This is a genomic window from Faecalibacillus sp. TM498 (genome assembly GCF_020589955.1).
Taxonomy (GTDB): Bacteria; Bacillota_I; Bacilli_A; order Erysipelotrichales; family Coprobacillaceae; genus Faecalibacillus; species Faecalibacillus intestinalis.
The window spans coordinates 1-16927 of sequence record NZ_JAJDKB010000049.1 but is presented as its reverse complement, the minus strand read 5'-3'; the positions used below and the strand labels follow the sequence as shown (position 1 = coordinate 16927).

The 16927-nt window shown below is 29.0% G+C and carries 19 protein-coding genes, 1 pseudogene and 1 riboswitch; of the genes and pseudogenes, 5 read left to right on the top strand and 15 right to left on the bottom strand.

Annotation, left to right across the window (positions count from 1 at the left end; translation table 11 throughout):
• Positions 1-180: 180 nt before the first annotated feature.
• The 7 genes and pseudogenes from yfcE to thiE all read right to left on the bottom strand — a co-directional run.
• Positions 181-723 carry a phosphodiesterase gene (yfcE, locus tag LJD32_RS12260; RefSeq protein ID WP_032089598.1) on the bottom strand — a complete coding sequence of 181 codons (543 nt, stop codon included), beginning with the start codon at positions 721-723 and terminating at the stop codon, positions 181-183.
• Positions 724-727: 4 nt separating this feature from the next.
• Positions 728-1210: a peptidylprolyl isomerase gene (locus LJD32_RS12255; RefSeq protein WP_022001696.1), complete on the bottom strand. Its 483-nt coding sequence runs from the start codon at positions 1208-1210 to the stop codon at positions 728-730.
• A gap of 3 nt (positions 1211-1213) precedes the next feature.
• Complete coding sequence (locus LJD32_RS12250) at positions 1214-1510, bottom strand: hypothetical protein (RefSeq protein WP_022001697.1); 297 nt, start codon at positions 1508-1510, stop codon at positions 1214-1216.
• A 246-nt stretch (positions 1511-1756) separates the two neighbouring features.
• Positions 1757-1891, bottom strand: a complete 135-nt coding sequence (locus tag LJD32_RS15395; RefSeq protein ID WP_264472162.1) for a hypothetical protein — start codon at positions 1889-1891, stop codon at positions 1757-1759.
• Positions 1892-2119: 228 nt separating this feature from the next.
• Positions 2120-3274 carry an NADP-dependent malic enzyme gene (locus LJD32_RS12245; protein WP_227392529.1) on the bottom strand — a complete coding sequence of 385 codons (1155 nt, stop codon included), beginning with the start codon at positions 3272-3274 and terminating at the stop codon, positions 2120-2122.
• 44 nt (positions 3275-3318) lie between these two features.
• Positions 3319-4110: a bifunctional hydroxymethylpyrimidine kinase/phosphomethylpyrimidine kinase gene (gene thiD, locus LJD32_RS12240; RefSeq protein ID WP_032089743.1), complete on the bottom strand. Its 792-nt coding sequence runs from the start codon at positions 4108-4110 to the stop codon at positions 3319-3321.
• A gap of 54 nt (positions 4111-4164) precedes the next feature.
• A pseudogene (gene thiE, locus LJD32_RS12235) lies at positions 4165-4752 on the bottom strand (thiamine phosphate synthase); the annotation flags it as partial.
• Positions 4753-4823: 71 nt separating this feature from the next.
• Positions 4824-4921, bottom strand: a riboswitch (TPP riboswitch).
• Between the two features lie 80 nt (positions 4922-5001).
• On the opposite strand from thiE, the gene LJD32_RS12230 reads away from it, so the two are divergent.
• Entirely contained in the window at positions 5002-5289 is a 288-nt protein-coding gene (locus tag LJD32_RS12230; RefSeq protein ID WP_032089596.1) for a hypothetical protein, read from the top strand.
• A gap of 341 nt (positions 5290-5630) precedes the next feature.
• Here LJD32_RS12230 and LJD32_RS12225 read toward each other — a convergent pair whose 3' ends face one another.
• Genes LJD32_RS12225 through LJD32_RS12215 form a run of 3 tightly spaced genes read right to left on the bottom strand, consistent with a single transcriptional unit; the run spans position 5631 to position 7809 of the window.
• The gene (locus tag LJD32_RS12225) at positions 5631-6461 is read right to left on the bottom strand and encodes an SIR2 family NAD-dependent protein deacylase (RefSeq protein ID WP_227392528.1); all 831 of its coding nucleotides are present in this window, start codon (positions 6459-6461) and stop codon (positions 5631-5633) included.
• Positions 6442-7215: a protein-ADP-ribose hydrolase gene (locus tag LJD32_RS12220; RefSeq protein WP_227392527.1), complete on the bottom strand. Its 774-nt coding sequence runs from the start codon at positions 7213-7215 to the stop codon at positions 6442-6444. The genes LJD32_RS12225 and LJD32_RS12220 overlap by 20 nt, the downstream gene beginning before the upstream one ends.
• Positions 7216-7809, bottom strand: a complete 594-nt coding sequence (locus LJD32_RS12215) for a 4Fe-4S binding protein (protein WP_199589659.1) — start codon at positions 7807-7809, stop codon at positions 7216-7218.
• Between the two features lie 80 nt (positions 7810-7889).
• On the opposite strand from LJD32_RS12215, the gene LJD32_RS12210 reads away from it, so the two are divergent.
• The gene (locus LJD32_RS12210; protein ID WP_227392526.1) at positions 7890-8219 is read left to right on the top strand and encodes a winged helix-turn-helix transcriptional regulator; all 330 of its coding nucleotides are present in this window, start codon (positions 7890-7892) and stop codon (positions 8217-8219) included.
• Here the strand turns inward: LJD32_RS12210 and LJD32_RS12205 are convergent.
• The 5 genes from LJD32_RS12205 to LJD32_RS12185 all read right to left on the bottom strand — a co-directional run bounded on the left by LJD32_RS12205 (position 8216) and on the right by LJD32_RS12185 (position 14638).
• Positions 8216-8944 carry an ABC transporter ATP-binding protein gene (locus LJD32_RS12205; protein WP_118662309.1) on the bottom strand — a complete coding sequence of 243 codons (729 nt, stop codon included), beginning with the start codon at positions 8942-8944 and terminating at the stop codon, positions 8216-8218. The genes LJD32_RS12210 and LJD32_RS12205 overlap by 4 nt on opposite strands.
• A 2-nt stretch (positions 8945-8946) precedes the next feature.
• Entirely contained in the window at positions 8947-10467 is a 1521-nt protein-coding gene (locus tag LJD32_RS12200; protein WP_227392525.1) for a glycine betaine ABC transporter substrate-binding protein, read from the bottom strand.
• Complete coding sequence (locus tag LJD32_RS12195) at positions 10461-11063, bottom strand: 4Fe-4S binding protein (RefSeq protein ID WP_227392524.1); 603 nt, start codon at positions 11061-11063, stop codon at positions 10461-10463. The genes LJD32_RS12200 and LJD32_RS12195 overlap by 7 nt, the downstream gene beginning before the upstream one ends.
• A 130-nt stretch (positions 11064-11193) precedes the next feature.
• On the bottom strand, positions 11194-12927 hold the full coding sequence (locus LJD32_RS12190) for an ABC transporter ATP-binding protein (RefSeq protein WP_147580872.1): 1734 nt from the start codon (positions 12925-12927) through the stop codon (positions 11194-11196).
• Positions 12920-14638: an ABC transporter ATP-binding protein gene (locus tag LJD32_RS12185; RefSeq protein ID WP_227392523.1), complete on the bottom strand. Its 1719-nt coding sequence runs from the start codon at positions 14636-14638 to the stop codon at positions 12920-12922. The genes LJD32_RS12190 and LJD32_RS12185 overlap by 8 nt, the downstream gene beginning before the upstream one ends.
• A 112-nt stretch (positions 14639-14750) precedes the next feature.
• On the opposite strand from LJD32_RS12185, the gene LJD32_RS12180 reads away from it, so the two are divergent.
• The 3 genes from LJD32_RS12180 (at position 14751) to LJD32_RS12170 (ending at position 16778) form a co-directional block, all read left to right on the top strand.
• Complete coding sequence (locus LJD32_RS12180; protein WP_119362566.1) at positions 14751-15596, top strand: LysR family transcriptional regulator; 846 nt, start codon at positions 14751-14753, stop codon at positions 15594-15596.
• A 41-nt stretch (positions 15597-15637) separates the two neighbouring features.
• Complete coding sequence (locus tag LJD32_RS15535; protein ID WP_318532678.1) at positions 15638-16420, top strand: AraC family transcriptional regulator; 783 nt, start codon at positions 15638-15640, stop codon at positions 16418-16420.
• Positions 16421-16502: 82 nt separating this feature from the next.
• Positions 16503-16778 carry a hypothetical protein gene (locus tag LJD32_RS12170; protein WP_227392522.1) on the top strand — a complete coding sequence of 92 codons (276 nt, stop codon included), beginning with the start codon at positions 16503-16505 and terminating at the stop codon, positions 16776-16778.
• Positions 16779-16927 lie beyond the last annotated feature (149 nt).

The following is a 16927-nucleotide window of genomic DNA, read 5'->3' as shown; positions in this document are numbered from 1 at the left end:
TTCGTACGCTCAAAAGAATCACTACACCACTTCCTCCATCCTTGCCATCACTGACGACGACTTGTAATTCATTACACTTGCGGTAAATATCTGTGGTTGGTTTATCTCCAACTGAATTAGTACCATGCCCGGCACACATTAAAAAAATCGCTTGATATTATCTATCAAACGATTCTTTCATTAATCTAATTGTATTTGTTTTACAATTTCATTATCAAATGTTTTAATTGTAAAACAGTCATTTTCATAAATACCATAACTGTTCGTACCTTCTTTAGGTAAAGAAATCGAAGACGGATTTAAAATATAAATACCGTTTTCTTTTTTAGCAAGTGGTTTATGAAAATGTCCATAAATCAAAACATCATTTTCATTTAATAAAGGAAGTTGATCTTCATTAAATAAATGTCCATGTGTCATAAAGAAATGATGTTGATCAACATCCATCAAAGCATAGTCACTACGCATAGGGAAATCTAAAACCATTTGATCAACTTCACTATCACAATTTCCTCTAACTGCAATAATATCCTTCTTTAAAGGATTTAATAAAGCAATAACCTTCTTACAATTATAATCCTTAGGTAAATCATTACGTGGTCCATGATATAAAATATCCCCTAAAATAATAAGTTTATCCGCTTTTTCTTCATGATATTTTTCAATAGCCTTATTTGCCCAATAATAAGAACCATGAATATCCGATATAAACATTACTTTCATACAATTACGCTCTTCTAATTGTTTTGATCACAACTGGTGTTGTTGGACAATCTTGGAAGTTTGTAGGGACATTGGCAATTTGATCTACAATATCTAAACCTTCAGTAATTTTACCAAATGCAGCATATTCACCATCTAAATGTGGTGCTGGTTTATGCATAATAAAGAATTGTGAAGATGCTGAATCTTTGATCATTGTTCTAGCCATAGATAAAACACCTTCTGTATGTTTTAATTCATTGTTAACACCATTGCTTTTAAATTCGCCTTTAATAGAATCACAATGTTTTTCTTTAAAATCTTTTGTATATCCCCCACCTTGAATCATAAATCCTGGGATAACTCTATGGAAAATTAATCCCGCAAAGAAATCTTCATCAATTAATTTTAAAAAGTTTTCTACTGTAATTGGTGCAACTTCAGGATAAAGTTCTCCTTTCATCACATCTCCATTTTCCATTTCAATTTCAATTAATACTTTTTCCATTCTCTAATTCTCCTTATCTACAACGTCTACATCAACAACCTTATTTTCGATAGATTGTTGTTTTTCTTTTTTCTTCTTCTTTAAAAGAAATCTTACTACAAAATAAACAAGTACAACTCCTGCCGCAATTCCAAATAACCAAACAATATTCTTTACTTGATCAAATTGATAAGCTGTCGCTACCACTAAACATAAGTTAATAATATTCATTGATCCTGCTAATTTATATTTTTGATTAACAATAAAATTCAAGGAAAGCGCAGATGAAGCAAATAACCCAACAATAAGCATAACTTCCATACTATGTACCTCCTTGTATCATTCTATCATAATAGAATCATTTTTGTTATATATTATTTAGTATGGACACTTGCATTAAGCATGTCAGTAATAGATATCATTGTAAAATTACTTCTATATATAACAAAAAATAACTACCTCCTGTCTCTAGAAAAGTGTGTGGTAGTTATTTCATCCAAGGTGAACCGTTTGTTGTTCTTTTTTCATATTCATTATAATTAATTTTTTAAACAATTCTATAAAATCTTATCTATCTAATTTCATATATAACAGCGGATAAGGGTTTCCTTCTTCATCTAATTCTGTTTTCTTGTATGTTTTAAATCCCATTTCTTCATCATTATCTACAACCATAAAATGTTCAACACTCTTTAATGCCATTGGAACATATTCTTTAATATGTTCAATTTCTTGTTCATTTAAAAATGTATGTGTGGCTTTTACAGAATCTTTCCAAACATTTACAAGTATATTTAATAGTTGATCATTTTCACCCTATTCTCTCTACCCATATTTATCATTGATTTCTTTCACTTCAACTATGATAATATAATTATATGAAATAGCCCTACCAAATAGGTAGGGTCATTTATTTTGTTAATATCTTTTTTATTTAGCAAATTGTTTAATTGCATTAGCAACAGCTGCTGTTACATCTTTATTGAAGATTTTTGGCATGATATTTTCTTCATTTAAATCTTCATCACTGATTGTATCTGCAATAGCTTTAGCCACAGCTACTTTCATTTCTGGTGTAATTGAAGGAACTCTTGCTTCTAATGCTCCTTTAAAAATACCAGGGAAAGCTAAAACATTATTAATTTGATTTGGATAATCAGAACGACCTGTTCCAACAACTCTTGCTCCTGCTGCTTTGGCTTTTTGATAAGTAATTTCTGGTTCAGGATTTGCCATTGCAAAGATAATTGGATCATTGTTCATTGAATGAACCATTTCATCAGTTACTAGATTTGGTTTAGAAACACCTACAAAAACATCTGCACCTTTTAATGCATCAGCTAATGTACCTTGCATATTATCAGGATTAGTAATATCACATAAAGCACGCTTATGAGGAATAAGTCCTTCTTGTCTATCTTTATATAAAATTCCAAATTCATCCACTGCAACAATTTTACCAACACCGGCTGTATGCATCATTTTAATAATAGCTGTTCCTGCAGCTCCTGGCCCATTTAAAACAACTGTAATATCTTTGATATCTTTTTTTGTCACTCTTAAAGCGTTATATAAGGCCGCTAAAACAACAACAGCTGTTCCATGTTGATCATCATGGAATACAGGAATATCTAACATTTGATCTAATCTTTCTTCGATTTCAAAACAATCTGGAGAAGCAATATCTTCTAAGTTGATTCCACCAAAACATGGTGCAATATTTTTAACTGTTTGAATCAATTCTTCTTTATCTTGTGTATCTAAACAAATAGGTACCGCATTGACATCTCCGAATTTTTTAAATAGAGCAGCTTTTCCTTCCATGACTGGAATCGAAGCTTTGGCTCCAATATTTCCAAGTCCTAAAACAGCTGTTCCATTTGAGACAACAGCAATTGTATTTGATTTTGTTGTATAACGATAAACATCTTCTTCATTTTCAGCAATCTTACGACAAGGTTCAGCAACCCCTGGCGTATAAACAACAGACATATCATCCATTGTATTAATTTCACAATTTAATTCCGTATGTATTTTTCCTTGATGTTTTTCATGTAATTTCAAGGCTTCTTCATAATAATTCATTTTCATCACCCGCCACTATTATACCTATAAAACAGACAATTCGTCTAATCTTTTTTATCTAAAACATAACCATGATCCATTGGTCCTTGTCCTTGTCCTAAATCAAGCATTGCCGCAAGCGCTCCCGAAATATAATCTTTAGCTTTTTTAACAGCATTTTCCAAATTTTCACCTCGTGCTAAATAAGAAGCAATCGCACTTGATAAAGTACATCCCGTACCATGAGTATTATTGTTATTAATACGTTTTCCTTTAAACCATTGATAATTACCTTCTTTATAAAGTAAATCATTGGCATCATTGATTTGATGTCCGCCTTTAAGTAATACTGCACAATGATAATGATCTCCAATATATTTAGCTGCTGTTAACATTTCTTCTTCATTATTGATTTTTAATCCTGATAAAACTTCGGCTTCAGGAATATTTGGTGTTAAAACCGATGCGAGTGGGAAGAGATTTTCTTTTAATGTATCAATAGCTTCATCACTAATAAGTTTTGCCCCACTTGTAGCCACCATCACAGGATCAACAACGATATTACGTGCATGATATTGTTTTAACTTTCCACTAATAGATAAAATGACTTCTTTTTGAGAAACCATTCCAATTTTAACAGCCATTGGATAAATATCTGTAAACACACTATCCATTTGACTAGCCACAAAAGAAGCATCGACATCATAAATAGTATCCACTCCTGTAGTATTTTGAGCTGTTAGTGCTGCAATAACCGACATGGCATAAACACGATTAGCAAGCATTGTTTTTAAATCTGCCTGAATTCCTGCACCTCCACTACTATCACTACCTGCAATTGTAAGGCAAGTTGGCATTTTATTAGAGATAACTCTTTGAATTTTATCTTTTAATAGGCTACTTGCTTTTTGGATATCATTACTTCCAAAAATACTTGAAACGATAGCAACACCATCAATAGCAACCCCCATAAATTCTAAGATATTCACTTGATTAATACCACCAATAGCAACCACAGGAATATCAACTTTTTGACAAATTTCATTTAATGTTTCCATTGAAATATTTTGTGCATCATCTTTTGTTTGAGTTGCAAAAATAGCTCCGACACCTAAATAATCAGCCCCATTTTCTAAAGCTATTTTTGCTTCTTCATAATTATGTGCAGATACACCAATAATTTTATCTTCACCTAATATTTTTCTTGCTTCTTTTAAATTTAAATCATCTTGCCCAATATGGACCCCATCTGCATCAATTTCTTTACATAATTCAACATCATCATTAATAATCAAAGGAACATGATGTTTTTGACACACACTTTGAACATCCAATGCTTCTTGTTTAAATGCTTCATGTGTCATTTCTTTTTCTCTTAGTTGAATCATTGTTACACCACCAAGAATGGCTTCTTCAACTAATTCCGACATTTTTCTTCCTTTTAAATATTTTGAATCTGTTACTCCATATAATAATAAATCTTCTTTATTTAATTTCATCAAATTTCCTTCTTTCTTTACAATATTCTTTTTTTATTTCCCTGGAAATAAAAAGAGAGTCCTGTTGAACTCTGTTAACGTCTATATCTCCTACGTTGGCATTATCCAAATCAGGTTATGGGTCTAAGTCAATACTTACTCTCAGCAAAAAGCTCCCCGTTTCCTTTATTATAATTTTTTTAATAAAAATTGTCTATTTTTATTCATATTATTTATGCTTTTGTTCAAACTATAAAAGGAGGTGCTTTCATGAAATTATGTATTACAGCAGGTAACTATCACATTTTTAAATTAATGATTAAAAATCATAAAGATTCTCGCATTCAATTAAAAAACATTCATCCTTTAGATTTTGACCTTGTTTTTGATGTTTATACATCTTTAGATCAAAAAACAGTTATTTCTATACTTAGCCATGAATTACGTTATTCCCCTTTTATGTATCTATGCCCTGGTTTTAAAGTCATTCCTTTAAAAAAACGTCTTCCTCATGGTACAAAAGAATTAACTACTCCTTTAAATCTTTCTTTTAATTGAATAATTTATATTAAAAAACAGTTTGAGATAGCATCTATTTCAAACTGTTTATTTTTTAATTAATAATTTTTAAAACATCTTCTTCACTTGTTACATTAAGTTTTTTCTAGCGATGTATTTGTGTCAAACTTGTTTCATTTCTATTATTATTTTAGTTTTCCTCTTTTTTCTTTCAATGGACAAATAGTTCAAAATATTTTCCATTAAATTTATTTTTTATTGATCAACATATAGCAAAAAAGATGATGTTTTTACGCACCATCTTATTTTTTTAATTGGAATCCATATTTTAACGGGTCTTCTGGATCTATCACAAGTTGATTAAAAGCTGTATAAATATACTATTTTTCCAATTTAATTTTTAATAAATCATCAATAACATTCTTTATATCTTCACTTATACAATATGCTCTTTTTTCCATGGATTGAGGACAATAAGTATCTTTATTAATACAAATATAAGTTGCATTTTTATTTTTTTCAACAAATCTAAAAAATGGATATTTAATAATACCTGGTGTATTTTGTCCTACACCTAATTCAAGATAAACAATTTTTAAATCTTGATGTCTTCTGATAAAATCTTGATATCTAAAATAAGCTTGATGCCATCCTTCATCTTCAACAAAAGTATCATCACATCTTAAATTCATTGTCATTGGTTTTCCACAATGAGGACAATAAGGAATTAAAGATGTAGGAATTTTCATATCCTTTTGTTGTTCAATCATCTTTTTAATAAGTTCTTCATTATCATATGTTTCTTGATGACAAGGAGATGAACATTGAAATAAGCCATAATCCCCTTGTGTATAAAATAATCTTTGTTTATCAAAATTTGCTTTTTGAAAACAATGATCCACATTAGTTGTTAAAACAAAATAATCTTTATCTTTAACAAGTTGAAAGAGTTTTTGATATAAATCTAAATGATCTACATATCGATTGTAATAAACTTGTCTTGACCACCAAGCCCAATATTCTTCTAAAGTATCATAAGGACAAAAACCTCCTGAATACATATCATGAATTCCATATTTTTCTTCAAAATCACTAAAATACCTATTAAATCTTTCTCCTGCATATTCATATCCAGCAGCCGTAGAAAGTCCTGCACCTGCTCCAATAACAATAGCATCCGCTTCTTGTATTTTAGCGCAAATATCTTTCATAGATGTCTCGATCTTCGTCTTTGAAAACATTAAAAATCACCTTCTTTATACTTGTTTCATTTTTTAAATATTCTTTAACTGTTTTAATTGCAATCTTTGTTGCAAGTTCTTTAGGAAAGTGGAATTCACCAGTAGAAATACAACAAAAAGCAATACTTTCTAATCGATATGCAGCTGCAAATTCTAAACAACTACGATAACATGAAGCCAGTAATTCTTCATCTTTTTTAGTCACCGTTGAATAAATAATCGGACCTACTGTATGTAGGATATAGCGACTTGGTAAATTATAAGCTTTGGTTATTTTAGCTTTTCCTGTAGTTTCGGGTTTTCCTTGTTTTTCCATTATTTGATAACAAGCATATCGAAGCTGCATTCCAGCATAGCTGTGGATACAATTATCAATACAACGATGATGAGGAATATAGCATCCTGTCATTTGACTATTAGCAGCATTAACGATGGCATCACATTTTAAAGTTGTAATATCTCCTTGCCACAAATAAATACCTTCTTGGATAGGTTTTAAATCATTGACATCTACAATTCCTTTTTCTTCAATTGCTGTTTGTAAATAAGCATCTTGAATACGATAAAATTCACTTTTTATTTTTTTAGGTTCTCGAACATTCATCAAATCTCTCAATAAAAGTTTTTGTGAACTTTCATTTTGAGGAATTTCAATGTGACAATATTCTTCTCTTTCATCAAGTAATTCTTGAATCAAATATTTTCTTCTTTCTTCTTGGTTCATCTAAATTTCCCTTTCTATCGCACGAACAGGACATATTTCTAGACATCTTCCACAACTTAAACAATGTCTTTGATCAATTTTTACTTTTTGATCAACATGAACACATTTTTGTGGACAAACATCTAGACATTTCAAACACCTAATACATGTATCATTAATAAAATATCCTGTTTCTTTTTCAATACTTCCAATTGTAAATGTTTCTTTAATAATACTACTCGGAGCAGTAATATCAAAATATTCACCTGTTGCTTCATATAAACAAAAGACTTCTAATATATCTCTAGTATTTTCAGGATATATTTTTTGCATATACGTATTTTTTTGAAAGATTTCATCTAAATACGTATGATGTATACATTTAACTTTTCCTTTTAAGGAGATTGCTTTTTTATCTTTTAAAGCAGTTAATGACATAAAATTTTGTTGAATAAGTTGTTGATAAAAGGCTTTCCCTTTAGCCGTCAGAAAATACACACCTTCTTTATCATAGAGCATCATATCAATAGCTCTTGTTTGTGGATACCCTTGTTGATCTAATGTAGCAACAACAGTTGAATGAAAATCATCTACTAACATCTTTAAATAGTTCATCTCTTGCATACCTCTTTTCTTTTATTTATAATAGTATATATAATATACTAAGTATCTTTTAGATACTAAAGGAGATAAACATGGAAAAACAACAATTACCTGCCTGCCCAGTTGAAACAACCCTAACACTTATTAGTGATAAATGGAAAGTCTTGATTTTAAGAGATCTTCTTCCTGGTACTAAACGTTTTGGTGAATTGAAGAAATCAATTGGTCACGTTAGCCAAAAGGTTTTAACAGCCCAACTTAGACAAATGGAACAAAGTGGTTTATTAACACGTACTGTTTATCCTGAAGTTCCTCCACGCGTTGAATATTCTTTAACGGAACTTGGTTATAGTTTAAAACCTATTTTAGATGCCATGTTTACTTGGGGAGAAAATTATAAAGAAAATTATTATCAAGATTAGGACTCGTTTTTAGAAACGAGTTTTTTTACGAAATTATTTGCTGGATATTTGATAATATTTTCAGGAGTATCAAATTGTTGAATTTGACCTTGATCCATAATTAACACTTTTGTTCCTAATTTTAAAGCTTCTTGAATATCATGAGTCACAAATAATATTGTGATCTTTTTTTGTTGATATATTTTTAAGAGTTCATCTTGTAATTGTCTTCTAGTAATTTCATCAACAGCTCCAAAGGGTTCATCCATTAATAAAATATCTGGTTGATTCGCTAAGGCTCTAGCAATACCCACTCTTTGTTGCTGACCACCTGAAAGAGTATGAGGATACTTATCTTTAAAGCTTGTATCTAATTGTACTGTTTCTAACCATTGATCTACGATTTGATCCATATTTTTTGTTTTCTTTTCTAATTGTAAAACATAAGCAATATTTTGTTTGACTGTTAAATGAGGAAAAAGTACACTTCCTTGGATGACATAACCCATATGTCTTCTTAATTGAATAAGATCTTGTTCTTGGATATCTTGTCCATGAACTTTAACATGTCCACTTGTAGGTTGAATTAAGCCATTGATCATTTTTAATACTGTGGTTTTACCACTACCTGATGTTCCAATAATTGTTATAAATTCACCTTGATCTATAGATAAATTAAAATGATTTAATACTTCTGTTTGTCCATATGCTTTTTTTATATCTTTTAATTCAATAATAGCTTCCATACTTACTCCTTCAATAAATTTATTTCTTTCAAATAATTTCTCGCAACTTCTCTTGGTTCTTTTCCTTGACTTTCTACTAAATCATTCATCTTTGCCATTTGTAAATCATCTATTTTATAAGCTAATTGATTCAAAACCTTCTTTAATTCAGGATGATCTTTTAAAACTTCACTTCTTACAACATTTCCACATAAATAAGAAGGATAAAAATGTTGATCATCTTCTAAAACAACAATTTGATCATTAGAAAGTTGTCCATCTGTCGTAAAGATTGTCATCACATCAACTTGACCTTGATTAATTGCTTGATATTTTAAACCAATATCCATATCCATTGTTGCTTTAAATTGATAATTATATATTTTACATAAAGCATCATAACCATCTTCTCTTTCAAAAAAATCATACTCTGCACCAAATGTTAATTGACTTGCAATAGCACTTAAATCAGAATAAGTTTTAATATCATACTTTTCAGCAATTTCTTTTCTAATAGCTAATCCATACGTATTATTAAAACCATACATTCCACACCATTGTAGATTCTTTTTTTGATATTCTTTTTGAAGCTCATCAAATTGATTTTCATAATACGTTCCTTTTTTCTTTAACACAGCATTCCATCCAGTTCCAGTATATTCTGGATAAAGATCAAATTCACCTTTTTCAATAGCAAGTTCAATATTAGAAGTTCCTCCACCAACACCTTGTGTAACTTCTACATTTAAATCCGTTTCTTGTTCGATATAAATATCTAACATTTCTCCTAATATATATTGTTCTGTCATTGGTTTTGTGGCAATTTTAATTGTTTCTTTTTGAGGTTTTACTAAAAGACCTGCAAAAATAGAAATTATTAAAACAATTAAAATAATTGCTTTTTTATTGATTTTTTTTGAATGATATTGAATTCTTTTTTCAATGATTGCAAACAAACCATCTGCAATTAATGCGAGCAAAGCAATAAGCAAACTTCCTACTAGTGTCATTGCTGTATTATTCGTTGTAATTCCTCGATAGATGGCTACCCCTAAACCTCCTGCACCAATAAAAGAAGCAATCCCTGCAAGAGCAATCGTCATAATAGCCATACTTCTAATTCCTGCCATAATTACTGGAAGAGCTAAAGGAAACTTTATTTTCCACAAAACTTGAAAACGTGTACTTCCTAAACCTGTCGCTGCTTCAATCATCTTTTTATCGACTTGTTCCATTCCGGTATAGGTATTTTTTACCATTGGTAAAAGAGCATAGATGACAAGTGCAATAATCGCTGTTGTATTTCCAACTCCTGAAAGGGGAATTAAAAATCCTAGCATTGAAATAGAAGGAATAGTATAAACAAAATTGATAATACTCATGAATGGTTTAGAAATCTTTTTATATTCACTCATGAATATTCCAATTAAACCTCCTATTAAAATAGCTAAAACAATACTTATAAAGGAAATTTGTAAGTGTTGATATAAAAGATTCATAAAGAATTCTTTTCTTTGAATAAATAATCGAACTATTTCTAACATGATTTTCTCCTTTCAATTGCTTGTACAGGACATTTTTCATAACATAATCCACAATGTAAACAATGTTCTTGTTGTATTTGATAATTTGAAATACATTGTTGTGGACAATTCTTTTGACATAAGCCACATTGAATACATTGATTACGAATGATAAATCCCTTAGGTTTTATCTCTTTATTCATTGAAAAACTTTCTCTATAAATAGGTTCTTTGCCTAAATCAAAGAATTCTAGTTCACCTTCTTCAAGACAAAAGGCTTCTAAAATATAACGACTCTCATTTGGATAAACATTATTCATTGATGAATTATGTTTAAAAATACGATCTATCCAATATTTTTGATTTTCTAATCGTTTAACAAGTCCATTTAAACGAACCATTTGATACTCTTTATTCATTCCTGTAATTGCAACGTATGGATGATTTTTTAATTGTTTATAAAAATCTTTTCCTCTTGCTGTACAAAAATATAATTTATTATCTTCAACCAACATCACATCTATAATTCTTACTTGGGGTTGATTATTTTCATCAACGGTTGCAAAAGCAACATCTTTGATTTCTCTTAAAATATTTAAACAAGTTGAAACATTCATTGTTGTACCTCCTTTTTCGTTTTTCATTATAATTTTATTTCTAATAAAAAAAAGTACGCACAATATTGTGGTATAGTTACTTCAAAGTAACTAATAAAAAAGCTACGACTTAAAATCGTAACTTTCATAATTATTCAGTTTCGAATTGACTGTAATAAAGTTGATGATAATAACCTTGTTTTTGAAGCAATTCTTCATGATTACCAATTTCTACAATATGTCCTTGATCCATAACGATGATTTGATCGGCATTTTTAATCGTTGATAAACGGTGAGCAACAATAAAGGTTGTTCTTCCTTTCATCATTTCATCAAAAGCTTTTTGAATTTGTAATTCTGTACGCGTATCGATTGAACTTGTTGCTTCATCTAAAATCAACATTGGTGGATGTGTTAACATAATACGTGCAATACACACAAGTTGCATTTGTCCTTGAGACATATTTCCACCATCTTCTTCAACCATTGTATCGTATCCTTGAGGAAGAGACATAATATATTTATGCACACGTGCTTTTTTAGCTGCTTCAATGATTTCTTCATCACTAGCTTTTGTTTTTCCATAAGCAATATTTTCTTTAATAGTTCCTTTAAATAACCAACTATCTTGTAAAACCATACCGTACATTTTTCTTAAATCATCACGGTTCATATCTTCAATATTAACACCATCAATTGTAATTTTTCCACCTTGAGGATCATAGAAACGCATTAATAAGTTAATTAATGTTGTTTTTCCACAACCTGTTTTACCTACAATAGCTGTCATTGTTCCTGGTTTAGCTTCATAGTTAAAATCTTGAATTAATGGTTTACTTGGATCATAACTGAAATTTAAATGATCAATGATAATATGTCCTTGTTTATTTTCAATGATTTTAGAGGTTGTTAATTCTTGGATTGTTTCTTCATCTAATAATGCAAAGACTCTTTGACTGGCAGCAATGGCTGTTTGCATTTCTGACATAACGGATGATATTTCGTTAAATGGTTTTGTATATTGGTTAGCATATGTTAAAAAGCTTGAAAGAATACCTACTGTAAATGAACCATTTAATACTTGAAATGCTCCAAAGATACCAACAGCAGCATAAACAATACTATTAACTAAACGTGTTGTGGGATTAATTAAAGCCCCATAAAATTGTGAAATAACCCCACTTTTATGCATACGTTCATTGATTTCATTAAACTTTTCTTCGTTTTGTTCTTGATAATCAAAAATATTAACAATTTTTTGATTACCTATCATTTCTTCACAATAACCATTCATTTCCCCTCTTAAAGCAAGTTGTTCTTGGAAATAAGAATGTGTTCTTTTAACAATCAAAGAAGCGACAAGTAAAGAAAGCGGTGTTAAAACAACCACAATTACAGCTACCGAAAAATGAATATAAGCCATAATCAAAATCGTTCCTACAATTGTTGCAATTCCTGTAAGCAAGGATGTAAAACTTTGTAATAAACCTTGTCCAATTAAATCAATATCATTGATCAATCTTCCTAAAATATCTCCATGACTTGTAGCATCAATATATTTTAAAGGAAGAACTTGAATTTGATCAAATACTCTATTTCTTAAATCATTCGTAATATTATAAGTAATTGTATTTGTAATTTGTCCCATGATCCATTGAATCAAAGAAATAATTAAAATAACAATTCCAATAAAAATAAGTTTGTTCAATAACGCTTGAAAATGAACTTGATTCTTTCCAACCAATAAATCTATTGCTTGACCTATTAAAACAGGTGTAAGTAAAGTAAAGACAACAGAGACAATTGATAAAAGTGTTAATAACATAATTAAAAAACGATAAGGTTTACAATATGTAAGCAATCTTTTAATTGTTTTTTTATCCATTGTAATCACCATCCTTACTATTTTGAGATTCATAAATTTCTTTATAAACCGTACAATTCTTTAATAATTCTTCATGACAATCAAAACCAACAAGTTCACCATGATACAAAACCATAATACGATCACATCTTTTTAAAGACGCTGTTCTTTGAGAAATAACAATTTTTGTCATTTCTTTTAATTCTTGTAATTGTTTTTGTAAAGCAGCATCTGTTGCATAGTCTAACGCACTTGAGCAATCATCTAAAACTAAAATATCCGCTTGTTTATAAAGCGCTCTAGCTATTGTTAAACGTTGTCTTTGTCCACCAGAGAAGTTTTTCCCACCTTGAACAACAGCACTTTCTATTCCTTGAGGAAGACAACTTACAAATTCTTTAGCTTGTGAAACTTCTAAAGCTTTATTCATTGTTTCTTCTTGATAAGATTTTGACATACAAATATTTTCTTTAATTGTTCCTGAAATCAATGATGTATTTTGTAAAACATAACTGATATGTTGTCTTAATGTTTCTAGTTTATAATCTTGAATATTTTTACCAGCTATTTTAATTTGTCCACTTCTAACATCATAATTTCTTCCAATAAGGGATACTAGTGTTGATTTACCAGCACCCGTTCCTCCAATAATTCCTACTGTTTCACCTTTATTGATCGTAAATGATAAGTTGTGTAACACATCTTTTTGAAGATATCCAAAGTTGACATCTTTAAATTCAATCATCTTTTCATCAGGAATAAGGGTTGAATAACTTCCTTGATTTTCTACTTGTGGTGTTGTTTCAAGTACTTCAAAAACTCTTTGATAACTTGCTGTGGCTTTATTGTAGATTGATAAAACATTCGCAAAGACAATGAGTGCTTGTAAAATACTATTCATATAGTTAATTAAGGCAATAACTTCCCCTTGAGAAAGACTTCCTACATTGACTTGGAAACCACTAGCATAAATAATAATAATGATTGCAAAGTTTACAATTAAATAAGTAAAGGGATTTAATAAAGCTTGTATTTTACCTACTTTTACTTGTTCATCTTTTTGATTTTTTGTTTCTAAATTAAATCTTTTTACTTCATGATTTTGATTTGAAAAAGCACGAATAACACGTACACCTTTTAAGTTTTCTCTTGCTATTAAAGCAATTTTATCTAATAACTTTTGAATACAAGAGAAATAAGGCATTGAAATAATCGTAATTGATAACATCGATACCGCTAAAATAACAGCTCCTACAACAAAGATCATTGATAAAGAACCACTGATCATAAAAGCCATAAATAATGAACCAATCATTAAAAATGGAGCTCTTGACGTAAGACGAATCGTCATCGCTACAGCTAATTGAATTTGTACCACATCATTAATAAGCCTTGTAACTAATGATGGTGCTGTAAGGGTATCTAAATTGGCATCATCATATTTATTGATTTGATGATACATGTCTTTTCTAAGTTGTGTCCCCACACTTTGTGATGTAAGGGAAGCATACCATTGACAAACAAGTGCAAATAAATAACCAAAAACAGCTAAACCAATAAGGACGAGCCCACATTTTAAAATATAATTGGTATCTTTATAAGCAATTCCTTTATCAATGACAGAGGCCATAACAACGGGAACACATAATTCTAAAGCAGCTTCAAAGATTTTAAATAAAAAGCCTAAAGTTGCTGAAAACTTAAACTCCTTTACATATTTTAATAGTTTCATATTCTTCACCTCTGCGTTATTATATGATAAGATTTATCTATATGTAAAATATATATATTATATATTAATTATATTTAATAAATATATTATTCCCATTTGAAGGAGTTTTATGATGGATATTAGACAAATGAAATATTTTAAAACTATTGTAGAAGAAGGAACGATTTCTAAAGCTGCTAAAAAGCTTCATATGGCTCAACCACCTTTATCAATGCAACTTAAACAATTAGAAGAAGAATTAAGTGTTATACTTTTAAAAAGAGGTAATAAACAAATTGAATTAACAGAGGCTGGTAATCGTTTTTATAAAAGATGTTTACAAATCTTAGACTTAACTGAAATTACTAAAAATGAATTAAAACAGTCTTATCAAGATGTTTTAAGAATTGGTATTACTTCTTCTAATAGTGGTTTAATTCAACAAGAAAGTATTCAAGAATTTATTAAAAAAAATAAACATGTTCAATATGCTATCCATGAAGGGTCTACTTATGAAATTCTTGATTTATTATTATCACATAATATTGATTTAGGAATTGTTAGAACACCTTTTGATACTTCCCAAGTAAATACTTTTTATTTAGAAAAAGAACCGATGATTGCTATTGGAAAAAAAGAATATTTTATAAATACTAAAAGAAAAATAAAAGATTTTAAAGATACTCCTTTAATTATTCATCAAAGATATCTGCCTTTAATCAATGATTATTGTTTAAATAAACTAATTCAAATTCAATTAAAAGTAACTTGTGATGATAGTAGAACGTCTCTTATTTGGGCCAATAGTGGTATTGGAGTAGCAATTTGTCCAATGAGTAGTTTAGCTTTACCTTATGACCATTCTCTTGTTTATACGATTTTAGAAGATAAAAATTTATATACAGGAATCGCTTTTATTACTAGAAAAAACGAAGAAGTTTCAGCTTTATTAAATGAATTTATAGAACGTTTTAAATAGAGGAAAAACAAATGATACAATACTAAAAATACCAATTACCTATTAAATTATTAGATATTTATTTTGAAGATCATCATACAAAAACAGCTAAACATTATCATACTAGTATTGAAATTTTGATTCCCGTTTTAGGAAAACTAAAATTATTTATTACTGATAAAGAATTGATTATTCCTCAAGGAAGCTTATATATTATTAATAGTCAAGAAATTCATGGGATGCATCATACGGAAGATACTGATATCTATAAAGGATATGCACTTCAAATAAATTATGATTTTATTAAAAAATATTATCCAGCTATTGATAATTATCAATTTATTCAACCTAATCATAAAATCAAAGAAAAGATATTGTTAGACATTTTTAAAATTATTGCAGCTTATGATCATAGCAATCAATTTCAAAGAATAGAAATTGAAAGTTATATTTTACATCTTTTATATACGTTGCTTTCAAATACTTTAGATAAAAAAACAAATTTAAATTTACAAACTTTACATGATAAAAGAATTATAAGAATGACACAATATATTGACTTACATTATAACGAAGATCTTTCAATTGATAATATAGCGCAACACTTTAATATATCTACAGGATATTTATCACGTTATTTTAAAAGTCATTTAAACGTGACAGTTAAAGAATATCTTATTGCTGTTCGTTTAAAAAAGGCAAGACAGGATGTTTTATTTTCAAATTATACAATTTTAGAAATTGCTTATTTACATGGCTTTCCAAATTTAAAATCATTTATTAATGCTTTTAAAAAAGTTTATCATGAGACACCAGTAAAATATCGTGAAAAAGTTAGAAAATAACATTAAAGAAGTACGTTTTTAACATTTATGTAAGCTCTTTTAATGATAAGGTTTTACTTGTCAAAAAAAGGGAGGAAAAAAAATGTTAAAAAAGATATTTAGTTTATTTGTATGTGCGATGATGTGTCTCGTATCAACAAATCTTGTTTTTGCTGATGGAACAGTTGATATTCATGGAACATACAGTATTCACGTTGGTGGTTATGATTGGGGAAGTGCAACTGATAATAAAAAAGCAGAAAATAATCCATCACAAGCAATAAAAACTGGAGATACTGCTCATGGTGAAATTTATGCAATGATCATGATGTTTGCTGCAGCTAGATATGTTTTCTTTAAACAAAGAAAAGAAGCTTAATTTATAGACTCATTAAATTGCTTATGCAATTTAGTGAGTTTTTTTATTTAAAAAAAAGAGGATATTTCTATCCTCTAGGTAATATTAGTTATTGATTAATTTATCTTCATCAGACCAAGAATATAATTTTCTGATTTCTTTTCCGACTT